Origin of the sequence: Desulfuromonas acetoxidans DSM 684 (genome assembly GCF_000167355.1) — a bacterium.
Classification (GTDB): domain Bacteria; phylum Desulfobacterota; class Desulfuromonadia; order Desulfuromonadales; family Desulfuromonadaceae; genus Desulfuromonas; species Desulfuromonas acetoxidans.
On the sequence record NZ_AAEW02000019.1, the window covers coordinates 57,217 to 75,849 of the forward strand.

Below are 18,633 nucleotides of genomic sequence, written 5' to 3' on the forward strand. Positions count from 1 at the left end.
TTGATCAATGACAAAGATGTCTCGATACATACTGGTGTGCCTGCTGCTCCTGACCTGGAGCAGTGTTGTTTTTGCCGCTCAACCGGCTCTGGTACAGATTTCGACGATTGATGCCTTACTCGGCGGCATGTATGACGGTGTGACGACCATTGGAGATCTGAAGCAGCACGGTGATCTCGGCATTGGCACCTTTGATGGCCTCGATGGTGAGATGGTGGTGGTCGATGGCCAGGTGTTTCGTGTGCCTGCGGATGGCCACGTGATGCCGGTCAGTGATAACGAGACGACACCGTTTGCCTCGGTAACCCGTTTTGCGCCGACGCGACACCTGTCGCTCGAACAGGGCACTGATCTTGCCGCTTTCACAGCGCAGATGGATAAGATCATGGGTTCACCTAACCTGTTTTGTGCGTTCAAGGTCGAGGGGCTGTTCAAACATGTGCGAACCCGCAGCGTTCCCAAACAGAATAAACCCTATCCGCCGCTGGTCGAGGTGGTCAAACACCAGCCGGTATTTGAAATGGACAACGTGCGCGGTGTCCTGGTTGGCTTCTATTGTCCGCCCTTTGTCAAAGGGGTGAATGTGCCCGGCTATCATCTCCATTTTCTCAGTGCTGATCAGCAACAGGGCGGTCATGTCCTTGCCTTTGATGTCGAACAGGCCACGGTTGCACTGCAGCCGCTGCACAGGTTCACTCTGTTATTGCCGCAAGGGGGAGATTTCTCAACCATGGATCTTGAGCGTGACCGTGGTGCCGAGCTGGAGAAGGTGGAAAAATGAACCAAAGGTCTGTGATGCGAGGACTGGTGTGGCGTGTTTTTCTGATCGTGGCCCTGATGGCATTACCTGTCGTACCGGTGATGGCGCAAACCGTGATCGGAGGCACGTCAAGCAAAGCTATGATCACCGAGCAGGGTGAGAGTCGCTATATCGTTCAGTTGGAGGGGCAACCTCTGGCGCTGTATCAGGGCGATATTCCCGGCTATGCGGCGACCAATCCGCGTGCTGCCGGGACAGACAGACTCGATCTTTCCAGCCCGGCCGCACAGGCGTATAGCGAATATCTGAGCCAGCAACGCCAGTTGTTTCTAAGTCAGGCTGAGGCGGTTCTTGGCGCGCCGCTGGAGGTTGTTCACGCCTATGCCATCACCTTCAACGGCGTCAGTGTCAATTTGACTGCGGCGCAGGCCAGTCTGCTGGGCAAGGTCCCCGGCGTGGTTCGCGTGCAACAGGAACAGGTTATTAAGCCGCGCCAGCATGAGTCGGGCAAGCCCCCGAGTGAAACGATTACCCGTCATGCGCCACTCAACAACCGTCAGCGGATGACAGCGGTGACCCTGGTGCTGGTGGTGTGCGCCCTGTGCTGGGGGGCGGCCGAGGCATTGTGTCGGCGGCGGTCGGCAACCCTGATGTGGTGGGGCATTGCCGTGGTGCTGACCTTGCTGATGGCGGCCTGCGGTTCGGGCGGCGATCATAAAACCGTGACCATCGAGTGGCCGTATGCCCACGATTGCTCGCCTGGTGTCGCCTGGATCAATGCGCCTCTGGTGTGGTATGGCGCGTTGTTCAGTCCGCCGTTCGGCACCATGGGCGAAGGGGTGGTGGTCGGTATTATCGATACCGGCATCAATCCCCATAATCCGTCCTTTTTTGAAGTGGGTGGCGATGGCTATGAACACGACAATCCGAAGGGAAAATTTTACGGCGTCTGCGATCCGGATAACCCCGATTATGATGCTGACTTTCCCTGCAACAACAAGCTGATCGGTGCCTGGGTGCTGGCGGATGACCGCGAAATCAATGTCGATACTGATGGTCACGGTAGCCATGTCGCGGCCACGGCTGCCGGCAACATCGTCTATGATGCGGCGGTGACTTTGGATAGTGGTTATTACCTGTCCGCGATCATTTCCGGTGTGGCACCGCACGCCAATATTATCTCCTACAACACGGAAAAGGCCGATGGGTCACTCTCCGGAGATGCCATTATTGCTGCCATTGAACAGGCGGTGATGGATGAGGTTGATGTCATCAATATGTCACTGGGGGGAGGGAAGGCAAATCCGTGGACAGACACGGAATACGGATTGCCATTACTGGCCGCTCAGGAGGCGGGGATTCATGTGGCCGTAGCCGCAGGCAATGACGGTCCCGGTGAAGAAACGGTCGATACACCGGGAATTATCCCGTGGTTGACCTCTGTGGCGGCCACCACCCACGATATCTGCTATGTCAACACGCTGGAGTTTGTCGATGACGATGCGGATAAAGAGTCGATTTCCGGTCTGGCGCTCTCGTTAGGCTATGATGCGGCGGATATTGTTTATGCCGGCGATTATGGGGATGCGACTTGTACTGGCAGCTTTAATGGGTTGTTTGATGGCCAGATTGTCATTTGTGACCGTGGTGATAATGCTCGGACCGAGAAAGCGGAGCACGTTGAAGCCAATGGTGGCGGGGCGATGATCATGGCCGAGGTGGAGCCGGGAGGAAAAACTGCTCTGATTGCCGATGCCTGTGTGATTCCCTCGGTTCATATCGCCTATGATGATGCCGAGCAGCTCAAAGTCTGGCTGAATGAAGCGGCTACAGCGGGGCGGACTTTGCGTGGCTTGTTGACGGGGACCGAAGCCGTCAGTGATTCAATGGCTGGTGATATTGTAACGGGGTTCAGCTCACGGGGGGCAAACAGCGTCGTGCCGGAGATTATCAAGCCGGATATTGCCGCGCCGGGAGCGAATATCTTTGCTCCGGTTGCCGAAGCAAAGGGCTATGCAGTCTACAACGGCACCTCTATGGCCAGTCCGCACGTGGCCGGGGTACTGGCTCTGGTCAAAGGACTGCACCCGGAGTGGAGCCCGGCTGAGGCGCAATCGGCGATTATGAGCACATCGTGGACCGATGTGACCACGGATTATGTTGGCACGGCGGCGACGCCGTTTGATTGCGGTGCCGGGCGCATTAATGCCCCCTTGGCCATGCGCAGTGTGTTGCTGCTTGATGAACAAACCGACGCCTTTCGCCTGGCAGACCCGGCCAACTCATCCTGGGCCGAAGGTGGTCTGGATTCTACGCCGTTGACACTGAACCTGTCTGCATTCGGTGATGGGAGTTGTATCGGACAAAGCCAATGGACACGGCAGCTGACCAACGTCAGCGAGGAAGTCACCCGTTGGAATGTATCCGTTGTCAATGCGGAAAATCTTTCGCTGAGCGTGGTGCCGGACTCGTTTGAGCTGGCAGCCGGTGAGAGTATTGAACTGCAGGTAACTGCCGATGCCGCTGATGCGCCACTGAACGAGTGGCTTTTCGGACGTGTTGTGATCACGGAAGAGGCCGGACGCGTGCCGACGGAACATTTTCCGGTGGCGGTCTATCCTCAGGCCTTTTCCGTGCCCGAGACGCTGGAGGTGGTCAGCGATCAGATCAACGCCAGCGCTTCCTGGTACAATCTGCAGACATTCGGAGGGACGCAGATCACCGCCTATGGGCTGGTCGCAGCCCAGCAGACCCAAGAGTTGATGAGTTCTGACCCAACACCCGCCGATTATACCAACGATGATGGAGGTGTCGTCTGGCTGACCGTCGATGTTCCTGAGGGAGCTCTGGCGTTGTATGTTGATGCCGATTCACAGGACTCTCCTGACATCGACATGTTTGTCGGTCAACAGGGCAGTGATGAGGAGATTGGCGTCAGTGCGACTGGCGGTGCCGATGAGTCGGTCACCATCATGAACCCCGAAGCGGGTCAATGGTGGATTGCCGTGCAGAATTTTGCGTCTGACCGCGTTGATGATCTGGTAACCATCCGCTACGGCGTGGTCAATGAAGCGGATGCGGGGTTAGCGACCTTGACCGTCACACCGCAAAATCCAGTGACTAATCCGTTTGTGCTGACAACCCAGTGGGATGTGCCGACACTTGAAAGTGGTGAGTACTGGTATGGAGTGGTCGGCATTGATGTGAACAGCGTCGATGGGCTGCAGGAAAAAATGATTCCGCTGCGGGTGATGGGAGAATAATCCGCTGTGAGGTCAGTCCTCTCGCTCAGATTGGGTGGGGTGCAATGGAAGGCTCATCTGGGTGATTCGGGGGCGAAGATCGCCGATGGACTGCCACAGACCGTCCTGCTCCATACCGGGTTGCAGGGTGGTGAGCACGGTTTTGCCCACATGCCAGCGGCCGTCCTCGCCCAGCAGGGAGGCCGTTTTTAATCCCCACAAGGTGTGCAGTACCACGGCGCGATCTTGATACTCTCCGACATACAGCATGATATGACCGGGCAGGCGGATCAGGGTGAGGAAAGGAATGCCCTGCTGTAAAATCGCCTGCTCACGCTGCTTTGGGCTGAGTTCGGATAACGGAATGATGGTGCCGACTTCAGCTTGTTGTGACGAATTGCGCGGCAGCCAGAGGCCGAATGGCGCAAACAGATCGCGAATGGTTGCCGAGCAGTCACGGCCGCCAAATTGCTCACCCCAGTCATAGGGTTGGCCCATCATTGGTTTAGCCACTTTGGCCAGATTGGCTGGGGTCAGTGGCACGGGAAGCGAGGCAACCGCTTCGGTGGCAATGGTCGCTTCACAAAGGCGTGCGCGGTGTTTTTCATCCGCAACGGCAATCAACAGGGTCGCTTCTTGCGAAGACTGCTGTACCGCAGGAAGCAGCATGCCGGTGCGACCGCTGAAACGCCACTGATTGTCGCTATCGAAAACCGGGTGATTATCCTCAACCACGCCGACCAGAGGGCACGCCTCAATCCTGGCGATCTGTTCTTTGTTCACCTCAGCTACGGCGTCCGCCGCAACCCAACCATAAACCGCCGCTGTTTCAACGAACACCCACGCCCGATCACGGGACTGGTGGGTGATTAAAACCGGCGTATTGACAGGTAACGCAGCATGTTGCAACTGGTCAAATGGAAAACCCTGACCGGGGTGTTGCGGGTTGTTGAACAATGGCGCATGGGTCGGCAATGCTCGCGCTGAGCAGGTGTGCACCGTGATGGCCGGCTGATGGCGACTCGGATAGGCGTGTTGCCGGGTCTTGGCAGACAACGCCTGACGTTGGTCGGGGCGCAGCGCTTGCAGTGTTGCATCATACACCGGCTGATCATTGATCCAATCGATGGCCCAAAACGGTCGCTGGGTGGTCGATAACGGTCCAGGGCTGTGCCAGGGCAGGTAGTGGCGGGTGCGCTGAGCCTCGGCATGGTGCTGTTGTTCAATCCACGGAATCAGTGGCTGGTTAGCGTGTTGAGAATCGACAAATGCCTGCGGATCCTGAGGGATGTGCTGCAGGTCACGCGGCTGTGTTGAAGGCAGGGGCGCAGAGCAGGCGGACAACAGCACGCACGCGCAGGCAACGAGCAGCCCACGGAGGCCCGCTTTCCACAACTCCATCATCACGGCTGTGTCACCTCGCGCATTTGCTCCTGATGAATCAATCGACCGTTTTTACTCTGCTTGAGATAGGGGATCAATTGGGCGAACGATAGCGGACTGCTGTAATAAAACCCCTGAATCAGGCGGCAACCGGCGTCTTGTAAAATCTGTTTTTGTTGTTCGTTTTCCACCCCCTCGGCAACGCAGTGGATGTTAAGGGCGGCGGCCAGATTGAGTACGGCAATGACAATGGGCAAGCCGTTTTTCTCCCCCGACAGGTTGCAGATAAAAGAACGGTCGATTTTTACCTTTGAAACCGGCAGGGTCTGCAGATAACTCAGCGATGAATAACCGGTGCCGAAGTCGTCAATGGCCACACCGATGCCATGTTCGGCCAGACTGGTGAGCAGGTTGGCACCGCGATCCATATTTTTCATGATGTTGCTTTCTGTGATCTCGATTTCCAAATGGTTGCTTTCCAGCCCGTGGAGGGAAACGCTTTCGAGAACATTTTTGGCAAAACTGGGGCGTTCAAACTGTTGAATGGAGACATTGACGGCAATTTTTAATCCTGTGAGCGAGCGTTCCTCAAGCAGACGGGCATCACGGCAGGCCCGGTCAACAGCCCATTGTCCCAGCTCACAAATCAAACTACTCTGCTCGGCAACCGGAATAAACAAGGATGGATTGAGCAGCCCTTGTTGTGGATGATTCCAACGGATCAGAGCTTCAAGGCCGACCACCCGTTGGGCGACGGGATCCACTTGTGGCTGGTAGTAGAGTTCGAACTGGTCCTGTTGCAGGCCCTGACGAATGGCGGTTTCCATTTCAAGAGCCGAAACCTGCTGATGTTGGTACTGGGGTTGGTAAAGAAGACAGCCGTGACGACCATTTTGCTTAACCTGGCACTTGGCGAGTTCCGCGCAACGGATCAGTTCTTCTCTGGTGGTGCCGTCTTCGGGGAACGTGGCAATGCCAATGCTGAATGTCAGTCTCAGATCCTGCTCCTGATAGCTCATGGGGACCGAACAGCTTTGATTGATTTTTTCAGCAATCGTAATGGCGTCCTGAGAGGTTTTGATGTTGGGCAACAGCAGCAAAAATTCATCGCTGCCGATGCGGGCCAGGGTGTCTTCTTCGCGCAGGTTGGTGCTCAGACGCTGGGTAATCCGTTGGAGGATCTTATCGCCAGCCAGGTGTCCCAGACTGTCGTTGATCATTCTGAAGCGATCAATGTCAAGAAACAGCACCGCCAGGTTATGGCTGTTGCGGCGTGCCTGGGCCAGAGCCATGTGCAGGCGGTCATGGAACAGGGTGCGGTTGGGCAGATCCGTGAGGTGATCGTGGTATTGGTGATAGTGTTGCAACGCTTCGGAGCGCTTACGTTCGGTAATGTCACGAATGACACCGTAGGTGCCGATGAACTCTTCATGCTCTCCGCTGCCGGAGCGGTAGACCCCCATAGAGGTCAATTCCACCGACAGACTGCGCGCCTCGACAAAGCGGATCTCCTTGTTGTGGCGATTGAGCAGGCGTAGTTCCACCGCATGGGAGGCGCGGTCGCCGGTGCGGCGCTCATTGAAAACGAATTGCGCCTTCTCAATATCATCGCCATAGACAATCGAGGAATAATGCTGACCAATCAGATTTTTATCGCTGTAGCCAAGCAGCAACTGAACGCGTTTGTTGACAAACGAAAAGCGTCCCTCCTGATCAAGCATGTAGATGATATCCGGTGAATTGTTGACGATAAAGCGATGCAGGGCTTCGGATCCTTTAAGTTCATCCTGAATCTGGTGGTAGCGGTGTTGGGTTTGTACCTTGGCGATTTCGGTGGAGACACTTTCCAGTAGGGTTGTCGGCAGATACGGCTTGCGCAGAAAATCGCAGGCACCGTTGCGCAATGATTGGGTGGCATGGTCAAAGCTCGATTCGCCACTGACAACAATCAGCCGGGTGGTGATCTGATGGTCCTGGATATAGCGCATGATGTCATGCCCGGTTCCGTCCGGCAGGTTGAGGTCGACTAGAGCCAGCGAGAAGTTGTCCATTTCAAGCCATTTGACGGCCTCAGAGACCGATTCGGCCTGAACCAGGCGATGGCCAAGGGGTTTAAGCAGGTCGCAGACGCTTTGCCGGGCACGTTGTTCGTCGTCAATCACCAGGATTGAGATCGGCATCGCGTTGTGCAACGACGATGAAGGGGAAAACACTTCAGGAAAGAGTACCGATTGGTCCGGTAGCGAAAAATTAGGCATGGCTCTGTTCACTCCTTTCTGGCAGTGCTCGGGGGATGAGCAGTTGGAACCGGGTACCGCTGGCCGATGTGGAGCAACTGATTTCTCCCTTAAGGTGATCGACGAGCTTTTTGACGATGCTCAATCCAAGGCCGGAATGTCCTTGTTTGCTGCTGGCCACCGGCTGAAACAGTTGACTAAACACCTCATCGGGCAAGCCTGGACCGTTATCGCGAAGATCGATCTCAAAAAAGTGCTGACCGTTTTTATGCAGATTATCCCGTGTGGTCAGCCAGACTTCCCCTTCAGGCGGCAGTGCTTCAGCCGCGTTTTTCAACAAATTGACCAGAATTTGTTTGAGACTGCTGTCGCAGCATTGAACAGGTGGCAACGAGCGGTCCAGTTCCAGATGAAGTGTCTGTTGCCGTGGTTTGTACATCGATTGTGTTAGCAGGACGTGAAGTTTCTCGATCAGCTCGGTGACGTCCACGACATCAGAGGTCTCTGGTGTCTGCTCAGGAGCCATGAGATGTTTCAGGCCGCTGACCAGGGTGCCGACCCGTGCCATCTCTTCCTGAATGATGGTCATTTGAGCTGTGGCATCTGGATCGTCATCCAGTTTTTGCGACAGCATAAAGAGGTAATTGTTGATGATCGACAAGGGATTGTTGATTTCATGGGCAGCGGAACGCAGTTGCAGATGGCGTTCCTCTTCTTCCATCTGCCGCTGTTGTTGGGCCTGTTGGGTGTGAGACTGAATCTGCAGCAAACTTTCTCCGGCAGATTGAGCGGCCGTAGCCAGAAATGATTTTCGTGACTGAAGATCCTGCCATTGTGCCTGCGTGATCCGCACAACCGCGATAAATGCTGGCTGGCTTCTATGTGGTAACGGGATAAAACATAAGGCCTTAGCGTCCATCAGGTGATGAAGTTGATGATCGGCAACAGACCAGCTTTGGTGCGAAAGCCCTAAACTGCTCAGGGTTTCGCCGTGGTGAAAGGTCTGAACTGCCAGGCTGGTCGAATTGTCCAGCGGTAGCGTAATGCTGGCCAGTTGTGGATTACAGCCACGATCATCGTATCCCTGCAGATGGTCGCCTTCAGCTTTGAGCAGGCACAAATGATCCAGGCCGAACAGCAGATGGAGATCGCGGCGTAGCCGGGTGAATGCTGCGGATTTGTTCTCAGGAGCTGTGCCACTGTTGAGAACGTTGGTGACAGAGTGCTGTTGCACCTGCTGGCGTAACAACTGTTGGAAATGATCATGACTTGATATGAAGCATTCCGCTCCGTCCGCACCGTCACCGGTCTCAACCCCTGTCAGGCTATGGACCATGGCGTCTGTTTTTTCTTTGACCCGCTGACGCAGCTGCTGAACCACATCGGCATTGAGACCAAACAGCAAGTTAGCGGCACGCGCCACGCCCAGATTATCCTCTGTGGTATCGCACAGCAGACGTCCCAGCGCCTGCAGCCGTACCAGAGGGGTGGCATCGGTGAGCTGTTCGACCGGCAGAGTCTGAAAAGCGACGGCATCGCACATAAAGGAGTGCAGTGGCCATTGGCGCATCTCTTGTGACACCCAGGCGGTTGACGTTGTCTGGAACAGGTGGCGTTCCAGTGTTTCTACCTGTTCCAGAGGGTGCGTGATATCGATCTGTTCCTGATACTGCTGCGGATGACCACACAGCAGAGATAATTGACCGAGGCGGTGCAGAAGCCCGGTGAGGTAGGCTTCTTCTTTGGGTGTGTGACCAATAAGATCGGCCAGCTCTGCACTTAACTGGGCACAAAAAAGCGACCGGTACCACATGATGGCAACCGGTCGCGATAATTGAGGCTCAACCTGGCTGAAAATCTGTTCCGTTGCCGACAGCAGCGTAATCTGGCGAACGGTGTCCAGGCCGAGAACCACCAGCAACTGTTTGAGCTGAGTGACTTCAGACCATTGGCGAAAATAGACGCTGTTGGCCAGTTTGATGATGCGTGCTGTGATCACCGGATCCTGGCGGATGGTGTCGGCCAGCGAGTCAAAGTCAATATCCGGCTGTTCAAACAGTCGGATGACTTTTAGAAGGATATGCGGAATTGTTAGAACTCGGCTGCCGATTGCCGGAGATTCTGGTGTCGAATCAATCATTCTGATTTCCTGCTCAAAAAGTGGGGGGAGCATGATTGTATGTATGTCGGTAGTGCGATTATGTTTGTTTAGCTTTTATTTGATTTTTCTATAGAAACTAGCACTTCGATTGGAAAAGCCACTAAAAATAGACATTTTCACTGTTTTATCCCGGTTGTTCAGGCCGACAAAGTGCCTGATGATATTTGTCCCTCCCGTATGCCTGTTGAGCGTCAATGATGCAGAACTTAAAAGCCTGAAGGTTCTTTGGGGCGCTTGCTAACAAGCCAGTAACATCGATCATGCATCTTCATGGCTTTACTCTTGAGGCCGAGCCTTGTCCTACACCACCATGAATTCCATGTGGTGTCGCTCTTTTTTTGAGAAAGACGTTATTTTGTATGAAAAACTATCTACTGACAGTGAAGCAGATTCTTGTCGTGTCGTCGTTGATTTTCTTAGTTGCCGGTTGTGAAAAGTCGCTTGAGCGTCAGGTCGACGGCCAACCGGGTTTTCGTGTGCGGTCCGATTTTAGCGCACCGTTAAATGCTGACCACGGCTGGGCGGGAGCATTGAATGAAAATGTGACCGTTGAAGCAGATCAACCGTTCCGCATCCGCGTTGAGGTGGAGCATTCTGCGCAGATGGCCGAATCGCAGCAATACCGGCTTGAGTATCGACGCAACAATGGCGACTGGCTGCCCATTGAAGCCCATGACTTTCCCCACCCGCAACGGGAAATGGATGTGGATTTCTCCCTGTTAACCGATGGCGATCAGTCTTCCGGTTGTATGGTTGCCACAGGCTCCCCCTCAAATATGATCGTCGTCGCTGAGCAGCACGATCAGATGTTGCGGATAAACGCGGGCGACGAAACCTTTTCAGGATTTTTTCCCGCACCGTGGGAAGTTACAGAACTGGCCGCTCAATTCCGCTTGCCAGCACAGTCTTGCAACGGTATCGCTTTTGTTGTCGGTTATGTCGATCCCGATAATTATTGTCGTGTTTCGTTGAATCCTACTGCGCAGACCTTGAATATCAGCCAAATCATCGATGGTGACGAAGAAACGTGTGGAGAAACTCATGCTGTGATTCCCGGTGGTGCGTGGTTGGAGATCGAAATAGAGATCGCGCGTAACGCCATAGAGGTGAGTTTTCAGGACGGTGCGGTGGAGCTGGAGGCCGCGCTTCGTCGTCCTATCGTGTTGTCTGGGCCTGGGTTTCAGGTGCCGTCACAAACGCAGCTTGACTTTCAGAGCATCGCCTTGGCCGGAGAGGCGAAAACGCCGCGCGTCAGCATCGTTGCTTGTTCGGCTTATGAGCAGGGCACGGCAACCGAGGATCTGTTAACTGGTTCACGTCAGCCCTTTCAAGCGGGTGTGGGGATCAGCCTGGCTGAGAAAACTCCACAATGGGATGGGGAAAATGCCCACACGGAATATGAATGGCCGCTGGTCATTCGCCGCTATGCCGATGGTGCCGTGACCAATAATCAGGATGATACTTTTGAGTTCCGGCTGGTTAATGCCGATGGTGTTGTTCAGACGCTGAGCCACACCTCTGTGGTGCGTCTTGCGATCCCCCCTGGCCATGTTGGCGGCACGTTTATCGAAAATCCCGGCCGGATCGGTCCCTGGCAGGCCTCCAATGGTGATCTCTATTTCATGATGGAACCGGCCGAGACCGATAACGTGTTTATGATGATGAAATCGACGGACGACGGACGAACCTGGCAGGAGGTCGATGGGGAACATCGCCCGCAAACCGACGATCTTGAATCCGTTGATTCGCGGTTGGTGGGGGATACCATCCACATCCTCCACCAGGTTACCCGCTCAACCCGTTATCATGCGTTTAGAACCTCGGATCACCCCAGCCAGCCGGATAGCTGGGCGGTTTGCGATGAGGTGGCGGGCACCGCCACAGCAATCGCCCAAACCGCATCCATGGTTGTCCGTTCCGACGGCACCGTGGTCGCCTTTTATCTCGGTCAGGAAAAAATCCATTTCAGCACCCGTAAAAAGAACGGAACATGGAGTGCGATGCGCACCATTGATGGTGGCCGCCGGCCCAACCAGGCCGGGCCGCAAGCCGTGCTTGGGAATGACGATGTCATTCACCTCGCCTACTATGGCATTGACGGCACCATCTGGTATCGGCGTTTACTGGCCAACGGCACCCTGACGCCGCGACAGGCCATTGCCACAGGTGCCGGAACCACGCGAGCGGAATACGGTGCCGTGTTGCCGCTGATCTACAATGCAGATAAAGATGAAGTTGTCATCATCTATCGCCTGGCGAGTGACCTGCTTTGGGAAAGGCGGGTCACGAGCACGGGCGTTGTTTCTGATGCAACGCTGGTCACCGACATGAAAGTGGTGATCGATGCGGTTGATTCGCAGCAGGCCGGTGCCCACGCCGTGCTCAACGGCGATACGGTGCATGTGCTTTTCATTGATGCAAAGTCGCGCAGTATTTTAAGCACCAATGACAGCGATGGTTGGCAACCGCCCACGATCCAGGTAGGTAACATTCTGGGATCGTGGGTGCGTGGCACTCTCTACACTCGCAAAGACGGAGTCAGGGTGTATGGCTATGTTTATGATGCTGGTTCGGATGGTGGTGCGGGGATGAATCGATTCGGGGAACTCGTTTTGACAGAGGATGTTGCAGACTAAAAAGAAAAAGGGGTTACGCTCGGTAAACGTAACCCCTTGTACTTTCTATGGTGCCCAGAGACAGAATCGAACTGCCGACACGAGGATTTTCAGTGTTGTCTTGATACTTTCCCGTTTTGCCCTTGCAATTCCCAACTTATTGAAATACTGCGACCTTCTGTCATTTTTAGCGATGTGGGATCATGCTTTTGTTCCTGTATTTACTCGCCGTTTTACTGCATGATTACATATAAATTACACATCAGTGTTGCTACATGTCAAAGTTAGAGGTTGCTAGGATCAGTTGCTTATGGACTTAGGTTCTTTTGAATGGACTAGTTCGATAGCAGCACTATATGAAAGCCCCCGCATGTAGCTTTCCATGTAAGGCCAATCAGGCTTCCCACTGTCCGTTGCTGGTAGACGTATGGGGGTCATAGTCATGCGTTCTTTTGTCCACTTGTACCCGTAGGTATAGCGTGTCCTCTCATGTTTAAGTACGGTAGCTACGAAGAGTAAAGCCCATTTTGATATTGGCTCTTTAGGGTCAAGCACGTTTATATCATCACATGCAAAAAAAGGTTTGTCTTGATAGAAAGCCCAGCCGACAGAACCATTATAGGCGACAGTTAATTGCCCCCCCGGAAACGTTGGTAACAAGTCATTCAGATCAGTTACCCCATTATTTTTTTCAGAAGCCCCTATGAATCTGACCATTCCCGGTCGTCTCTGTGCTTTGGTTAATCGCTTGCCTTTGATGACATCGAACAGTGAACCAATTGTGAATTTTGACCACTTAGTTGGGTCACATAAGGCACAAGCTTCTGCTGCTGACTCTGCTAAACCTTCATGACTTGGTATTACGGCTGTTTCGACCCATGTAGGGACCGTTGATGGGATGAGTACCGAGCTAATAGTTCTATTGGCTTCTCGGCCGAATGCTGAGTATCTGAATCTGTTGAATCTGATACATGTTGCATAGTAAATGCGTTTGTTCAGCGACATCGTGTCATCTAGTGGTGTCAGAACTGCTACATTCTGGGCAGTGTAAAATGGTCGCTGCTGTACGAAAGATGAGAGTAAATAGGAACCGCCCAACGCAACCGTAATCATCCCCGCAGGGAAAGGAGTTATATCAGGTAATGCTTCAACATAACCTGACACTCCCTGATTGTTTCCTCGACGACCAACAAAGGCAATGCCATTTTCTTTGCAGGTTTGTTGCATCTTGTTCATGTCAAGTTTGTGCCCGTAGGCGACATTGAATAAATCGTCTACACGTTTCATTCTTCATCACCTTCTGTGCTCTGGTTTTGGCTGAGTGAGAACAGTGCATAGTCAAGAAGTGATTTTTCAAAGTCCCCTTGAGTGATCGTAGAGTAGTCTGTTTCCATATATGCTTCGGCTACCCATTCATCTTCTGGCCCAACTTCGGCTGTAACTGACTCCCCCGGATGAACTTCTCTGTTGCGGAATTGCTCGACCCACTTGTCACGGATTGCTGGCCATGTATGGTCTCTATCAACCCTGCCAAGGTTTTTGATTTTTATAAATCCGTCATCACGCCAGTAACCGAACCAAGTTTTCTTTTTAGAGGTTTTGTGTGGTATGGAAGCAGTGAAGACCATGATGCACGTAACCACTCCAACAGGACTAAATAGCTCTGGTGGCATAGACATTACTGCTTCCAGGGGTTATACCCCGTTTCTACGGACGGTTTGAAAACAACTGAAACTCCATATCACGTCTAGCAATCCTTTTCCTCATTCGTGGATTATGGAAGCGTTCAATATAGTTGAATAGATCCGCTTTGGCGGCATCCATTGTCGGATATCTCATCCGATTTGTGCGTTCTCGCTTGAGAACACCAAAGAATCCCTCGCAGGCTGCGTTATCTCCACAATGACCAACAGCACTCATGGAGCAAACCAGGGCGTTCTCCTTCAAGAATCTTTGGTAGTCCGTGCTGCGAAATTGACTGCCGCGATCCGAATGCAAAATCACATGGTTACTTTCTTGACGTTGCCACACGGCCATTTCAACGGCACGGATCACCATCTGCCGGTCTTGGCGATGGTGCATTGACCAGCCAACGACCAACTTGCTGAACAGATCGATGACAACACACAGATAAAGTTTTCCTTCGCCGGTCTTGAGTTCTGTGATGTCTGTGACCCATTTTTGTTCTGGTTCCAATGCCTTAAAATCACGCTGCAACTGATTCTGAACATCGGCAGGGACTACAACTGGTGTGTGATATCGACCTCGTTTTTTCTTTCGCGGCCAGCCTTGAAGTCCGGCTGAAGCCATCAAACGAGCAATGCGATTTTTACTTGCAGTCTCTCCGGTTTCCCGAAGGTCTTCATGCATACGCGGAACACCAATGGCACCGTTGCTGTCTTCATGGATTTCACGAATGCGCTTCAGTAGACGCTCGTTGTCAATCTGTCGTGTGCTGGGGGATCTTTTCTCCCAGTCATAATAACCACTGTGAGAAACTTTGAGGCAACGACACATCAAGCGAATAGGAAATTCATTGCGACAACGTTGAACCGCCTGATACTTCAGGACGACTCCCTGGCAAAGAACGTTGCCGCTTCGCGTAAAAAATCCCGTTCCTTTTTTACCCGGGCTAATTCACGTTTAAGAGCTGCAACCTCATCATCTCTGGGATTTCCAGTCCCGCCAAAGGCATGGCGGCCCTCTGCCTCAGCCTCTCGCTTCCACCGTGAAAGCAGGTTGGCATTGATACCGAGTTCTCTTGCAACCTGAGCGCAACTGACATTAGGCTGGCAAGCCTGTTCTACTGCCCCACGTTTAAATTCCTGACTGAATTTTCTTCTCTTAGACATAAACACTCCTTTAGCCCACTATAGGCTTTTTTGAAGTGTCCGTAAATTCGGGGTAGAACCCGGAGTGGATTGGGGCTGGCTAAAGTTTCGTCCCGCCAAGATTGAGAGGCTTAAAGAGGACAATGACAAGATAGCCTACCTTGCAGTAGATCAGGTGAAACGCTTGGTGGAGGAGGCGAGGCTTGATCGGGACCCCCGCATGTATCCGTTTGTTATGATTGCTGCAGGGACTGCCATGCGTAAGATGGAGGTCCTGTCGATTCGCAAAGAACATATTGATTTCGAGCGATTGTTGATACTGGTGCCGAAAGCCAAAGCTGGGATGCGAGAGCAGCCGATCACGAAGCAACTAGCAGCTTTCCTGCGTTGGTATGTCAATACGCTACCAGATAACACTCCTTGGTTGTTCCCGTTCTCTACTTCTAGGACTGGTCACAGTGTTGAGGTTAGAAATTCATTTCGGCGAGTGGTGGCGGCTGCGGGACTGGACCCGGATGTCATTGTTCGTCACACTCTTAGGCATACTGCTATTACACACTTAGTTCAGGCTGGTGTAGACCTGCCAACTGTTAAACGTATCAGTGGCCACAAGACCTTGATTATGGTCGAGCGGTACGCTCACCAGAACGGTGAACCCATTCAGGCCGCTATGGATGTCTTGGATGACAGGTATGGTGAGTTGGGATGACGGTTTAGGCACCGTTACACACGAATTACACATGGCAAGCAAAAAGGGGTTACACCGTATGGCGTAACCCCTTAATTTTACTGGTGCCCAGAGACAGAATCGAACTGCCGACACGAGGATTTTCAGTCCTCTGCTCTACCGACTGAGCTATCTGGGCAATTGCGGAGGCAGTTATAACGTGACGGCGCAGTTGTGTCAAGCGGGAAATGTTTCTTTTTCACTAACTTTTGCGCTGAGGCAAATTTTTTGTTGCGCAATGGCCGGAGGTCCTTTACATTGTTCATCATTAAAGGACAAATAACCTGATACAGCAGGGACAGTGATGCGTTTTTCTTTTTCCAGCTTTTTTAACTTTTACTTTTGGTGCGGCTTTTTTAGCTCGTCTGCCCGAGGTGGAGGTTTGCTGGCTTAACGCAAAGCAGATTTTCAAAATTCAGACCACGGGCAGACGTCAGGTTTCCCGTGGTCTTTGTATTTTAAGCAGGTAGCAATCAATACACAAAGGCCGTCGGGAAACCCGATGGCCTTTTTATTTGCCCTGGATAAAATGCGGATGGTCCGTGACCGTGGTTAAGTTCGTGCTGACGCACATGGAGGAAAAAGACAATGATTATCGTGATGGAACAAAGTAGTGATCCGAAATTGACTGACGCCGTGGTTACACGTATTCGTGAGCTGGGCTATGAGCCACATTTGATTCAGGGCTCCAATCGCCAAGTGATTGGAGCGGTGGGCGACGAGCGCGGAAAAATGGTGCTGCAGAGCATTGAATCCATGCCTGGTGTGGAGAGTGTTGTGCCGATTCTCAAGCCGTACAAGCTGGCCAGTCGCGAGGTGTGTCCTGAACCGAGCCAGGTGGAGATTCAACCGGGTCTGGTGTTTGGTGGTGACGAACTGATTGTGATGGCCGGTCCCTGCTCGGTGGAGAGTGAGCAGCAGATTGTTGAAACAGCTCATGCCGTGAAGCGTGCCGGTGCTAGAATCCTGCGTGGTGGGGCGTTTAAGCCGCGCACCAGCCCCTACTCTTTTCAGGGCATGGAAGAGGATGGCCTGAAGCTGCTGGCAACGGCGCGTGAAGAAACCGGCCTGCCGATCATTACCGAAGTGGTGAATCCGCGGGATGTGGAACTGGTGGCGCGTTATAGCGATATCATGCAGGTGGGGGCGCGCAATATGCAGAACTTTGCTCTGCTGAAGATGCTTGGCCAGTTGGATAAGCCGATTCTGCTCAAGCGTGGCATGTCAGCGACCATTCAGGAATTTCTGATGAGTGCCGAGTATATCCTTGCTGAGGGTAACCGCCGTGTCATCATGTGCGAGCGCGGTATCCGCACCTTTGAGACCGCCACTCGCAACACTTTGGATATCTCAGCGGTGCCGGTGCTTAAAGAGCAGACCCACTTGCCGGTAGTGATTGATCCGTCCCATGCCACAGGTCATTCCAGTCTGGTTCCCTCCATGTGCTACGCGTCTGTGGCTGCCGGTTGTGATGGTTTGATCGTTGAAGTGCATCCCAATCCGGAAAAAGCTGCCAGTGATGGACCCCAGTCGTTGCGTCCGGCGGCGTTTGCCGATATGATGATGAAGTTGAAGGATTTTGCGGACGTTTCCGGTCGAACACTGCCTGGGGTTGGCGGTTCACTTTGATGGCGTGAGTTGTGATGGCGCTGGATTGCCGGATGAATGCCTGCACCCTGTTGAAAAAACAGGAACAAAGGAGTTATTATGTTTTTTATTCCCTTGTCGCAACTGGAGAGTGTTGAACTGGTGGTCCACGCCTTGCGTGCTGCGGCCGGTGAGGCGGACTGTTCCGTGTGCCCGGCACAGAAAGTGTGTATGAAGCAATGTCTGGTGATCGCCGATTCGATTCAGTCGATGATCAGTAACGGCACGCTGCCGGCGCTGGACCCTGATCCGGAACCGGAAGAGACGGCCCCCTTTCATGATGAACCGGCGCCGAAACAAGCGCCGGATAAAAAAGCCGGTATAAAAAAGGGCCATCTGGAAATCGTCAAATAATTCCCTCATCTGCGAGAGGAATACTACCAACAAAGCCGACAGTGCCGACTGACGGCTTTGTTGTTTCAAGCGGGTTAAATCAGTGTAAACCACTTGAATTCAGGTGTTAATTGACAGATCGGCCGGATTCAATTTAGAATGCGCCGTTCACCATGGAACGTTTATGGTGTCTACAGGTGTTTGTCGTTGCCATTTATATAATACTCGGGCCTTTGAGGCTATGAAGGAGTGATGATGAAAGTAATTATTACCGACGAAATTTCCGAAGCGGGTTTGCAAACTCTTCGCGAAGATTCTCGTATCGAGGTGGATGTCAAACTGGGGCTGAGTGTGCCCGAGTTGCATGAGGTGATTGGCGGTTATGATGCCATCATTACCCGCAGCGGGACGACGGTAGATGCGGCGCTGCTCGATTGTGCGACCAACCTGAAGATTGTTGCCCGCGCCGGTGTTGGTATTGACAATGTTGATGTGGATTACGCCAGCAGTAAAGGGGTGATTGTCGTCAATGCACCGTTTGGCAACACCAACTCGGCGGCTGAGCATACCATGGCGATCCTGCTGTCTTTTTGCCGCAATGTCACGATTGCCAACGCCAGTCTGAAAAGCGGCGAGTGGAAACGCGCTCCGTTTACCGGCCATGAGCTCAAGCATAAAACCATGGGCGTTATCGGTC

Annotated in this window: 11 protein-coding genes, 1 tRNA gene and 2 pseudogenes; 7 read left to right on the top strand and 7 right to left on the bottom strand. The window is 53.0% G+C overall.

What is annotated here, in order from left to right; all coding sequences use genetic code 11:
* The first annotated feature begins 7 nt into the window (after positions 1-7).
* Together budA and DACE_RS13975 are read left to right on the top strand one after the other, a co-directional pair.
* Entirely contained in the window at positions 8-781 is a 774-nt protein-coding gene (gene budA / locus DACE_RS13970) for an acetolactate decarboxylase (protein ID WP_006002255.1), read from the top strand.
* Positions 778-4,023: a S8 family serine peptidase gene (locus tag DACE_RS13975; RefSeq protein ID WP_006002258.1), complete on the top strand. Its 3,246-nt coding sequence runs from the start codon at positions 778-780 to the stop codon at positions 4,021-4,023. The genes budA and DACE_RS13975 overlap by 4 nt, the downstream gene beginning before the upstream one ends.
* A 12-nt stretch (positions 4,024-4,035) precedes the next feature.
* On the opposite strand, the gene DACE_RS13980 is transcribed toward DACE_RS13975, so the two are convergent.
* Genes DACE_RS13980 through DACE_RS13990 form a run of 3 tightly spaced genes read right to left on the bottom strand, consistent with a single transcriptional unit; the run spans position 4,036 to position 9,762 of the window.
* A complete protein-coding gene (locus tag DACE_RS13980; protein ID WP_006002259.1) occupies positions 4,036-5,406 on the bottom strand; it encodes an SH3 domain-containing C40 family peptidase in 1,371 nt (456 codons plus the stop codon).
* Positions 5,406-7,643, bottom strand: a complete 2,238-nt coding sequence (locus DACE_RS13985; protein WP_006002262.1) for an EAL domain-containing protein — start codon at positions 7,641-7,643, stop codon at positions 5,406-5,408. The genes DACE_RS13980 and DACE_RS13985 overlap by 1 nt, the downstream gene beginning before the upstream one ends.
* Entirely contained in the window at positions 7,636-9,762 is a 2,127-nt protein-coding gene (locus DACE_RS13990) for an HDOD domain-containing protein (protein ID WP_006002263.1), read from the bottom strand. The genes DACE_RS13985 and DACE_RS13990 overlap by 8 nt, the downstream gene beginning before the upstream one ends.
* Before the next feature lie 380 nt (positions 9,763-10,142).
* Between DACE_RS13990 and DACE_RS17555 the strand changes: the two genes are divergently transcribed.
* Positions 10,143-12,419 (top strand): hypothetical protein, encoded by a 2,277-nt coding sequence (locus tag DACE_RS17555; protein WP_006002265.1) that lies wholly within the window; start codon positions 10,143-10,145, stop codon positions 12,417-12,419.
* A 279-nt stretch (positions 12,420-12,698) separates the two neighbouring features.
* On the opposite strand, the gene DACE_RS14000 is transcribed toward DACE_RS17555, so the two are convergent.
* The 3 genes and pseudogenes from DACE_RS14000 to DACE_RS14010 all read right to left on the bottom strand — a co-directional run.
* Positions 12,699-13,685 (bottom strand): restriction endonuclease subunit S, encoded by a 987-nt coding sequence (locus DACE_RS14000; protein WP_006002267.1) that lies wholly within the window; start codon positions 13,683-13,685, stop codon positions 12,699-12,701.
* Positions 13,682-14,089: pseudogene (locus DACE_RS14005) on the bottom strand (HsdM family class I SAM-dependent methyltransferase); the annotation flags it as partial. The pseudogene DACE_RS14005 and the gene DACE_RS14000, both read right to left, overlap by 4 nt.
* A pseudogene (locus DACE_RS14010) lies at positions 14,080-15,250 on the bottom strand (IS3 family transposase); the annotation flags it as partial. The pseudogenes DACE_RS14005 and DACE_RS14010, both read right to left, overlap by 10 nt.
* Before the next feature lie 64 nt (positions 15,251-15,314).
* Between DACE_RS14010 and DACE_RS14020 the strand changes: the two are divergent.
* Entirely contained in the window at positions 15,315-15,938 is a 624-nt protein-coding gene (locus DACE_RS14020) for a tyrosine-type recombinase/integrase (RefSeq protein WP_006002271.1), read from the top strand.
* Positions 15,939-16,019: 81 nt separating this feature from the next.
* Here DACE_RS14020 and DACE_RS14025 read toward each other — a convergent pair.
* A tRNA-Phe gene (locus tag DACE_RS14025) sits at positions 16,020-16,095 on the bottom strand.
* Between the two features lie 449 nt (positions 16,096-16,544).
* Here DACE_RS14025 and aroF point away from each other — a divergent pair.
* The 3 genes from aroF to DACE_RS14040 all read left to right on the top strand — a co-directional run.
* The gene (gene aroF, locus DACE_RS14030) at positions 16,545-17,585 is read left to right on the top strand and encodes a 3-deoxy-7-phosphoheptulonate synthase (RefSeq protein ID WP_006002272.1); all 1,041 of its coding nucleotides are present in this window, start codon (positions 16,545-16,547) and stop codon (positions 17,583-17,585) included.
* A 78-nt stretch (positions 17,586-17,663) separates the two neighbouring features.
* Complete coding sequence (locus tag DACE_RS14035; protein ID WP_006002274.1) at positions 17,664-17,957, top strand: hypothetical protein; 294 nt, start codon at positions 17,664-17,666, stop codon at positions 17,955-17,957.
* A 234-nt stretch (positions 17,958-18,191) separates the two neighbouring features.
* Positions 18,192-18,633 (top strand): Rossmann-fold NAD(P)-binding domain-containing protein (locus DACE_RS14040; RefSeq protein ID WP_006002276.1); only part of this gene is annotated, 442 nt, incomplete at its 3' end.

Bases quoted from the DNA above. Each gene is read 5' to 3' on its own strand.
- budA (WP_006002255.1), top strand. From the start codon at position 8: ATGACAAAGATGTCTCGATACATACTGGTGTGCCTGCTGCTCCTGACC.
- DACE_RS13975 (WP_006002258.1), top strand. From the start codon at position 778: ATGAACCAAAGGTCTGTGATGCGAGGACTGGTGTGGCGTGTTTTTCTG.
- DACE_RS13980 (WP_006002259.1), bottom strand. From the start codon at position 5,406: ATGATGGAGTTGTGGAAAGCGGGCCTCCGTGGGCTGCTCGTTGCCTGC.
- DACE_RS13985 (WP_006002262.1), bottom strand. From the start codon at position 7,643: ATGCCTAATTTTTCGCTACCGGACCAATCGGTACTCTTTCCTGAAGTG.
- DACE_RS13990 (WP_006002263.1), bottom strand. From the start codon at position 9,762: ATGATTGATTCGACACCAGAATCTCCGGCAATCGGCAGCCGAGTTCTA.
- DACE_RS17555 (WP_006002265.1), top strand. From the start codon at position 10,143: ATGAAAAACTATCTACTGACAGTGAAGCAGATTCTTGTCGTGTCGTCG.
- DACE_RS14000 (WP_006002267.1), bottom strand. From the start codon at position 13,685: ATGAAACGTGTAGACGATTTATTCAATGTCGCCTACGGGCACAAACTT.
- aroF (WP_006002272.1), top strand. From the start codon at position 16,545: ATGATTATCGTGATGGAACAAAGTAGTGATCCGAAATTGACTGACGCC.
- DACE_RS14035 (WP_006002274.1), top strand. From the start codon at position 17,664: ATGTTTTTTATTCCCTTGTCGCAACTGGAGAGTGTTGAACTGGTGGTC.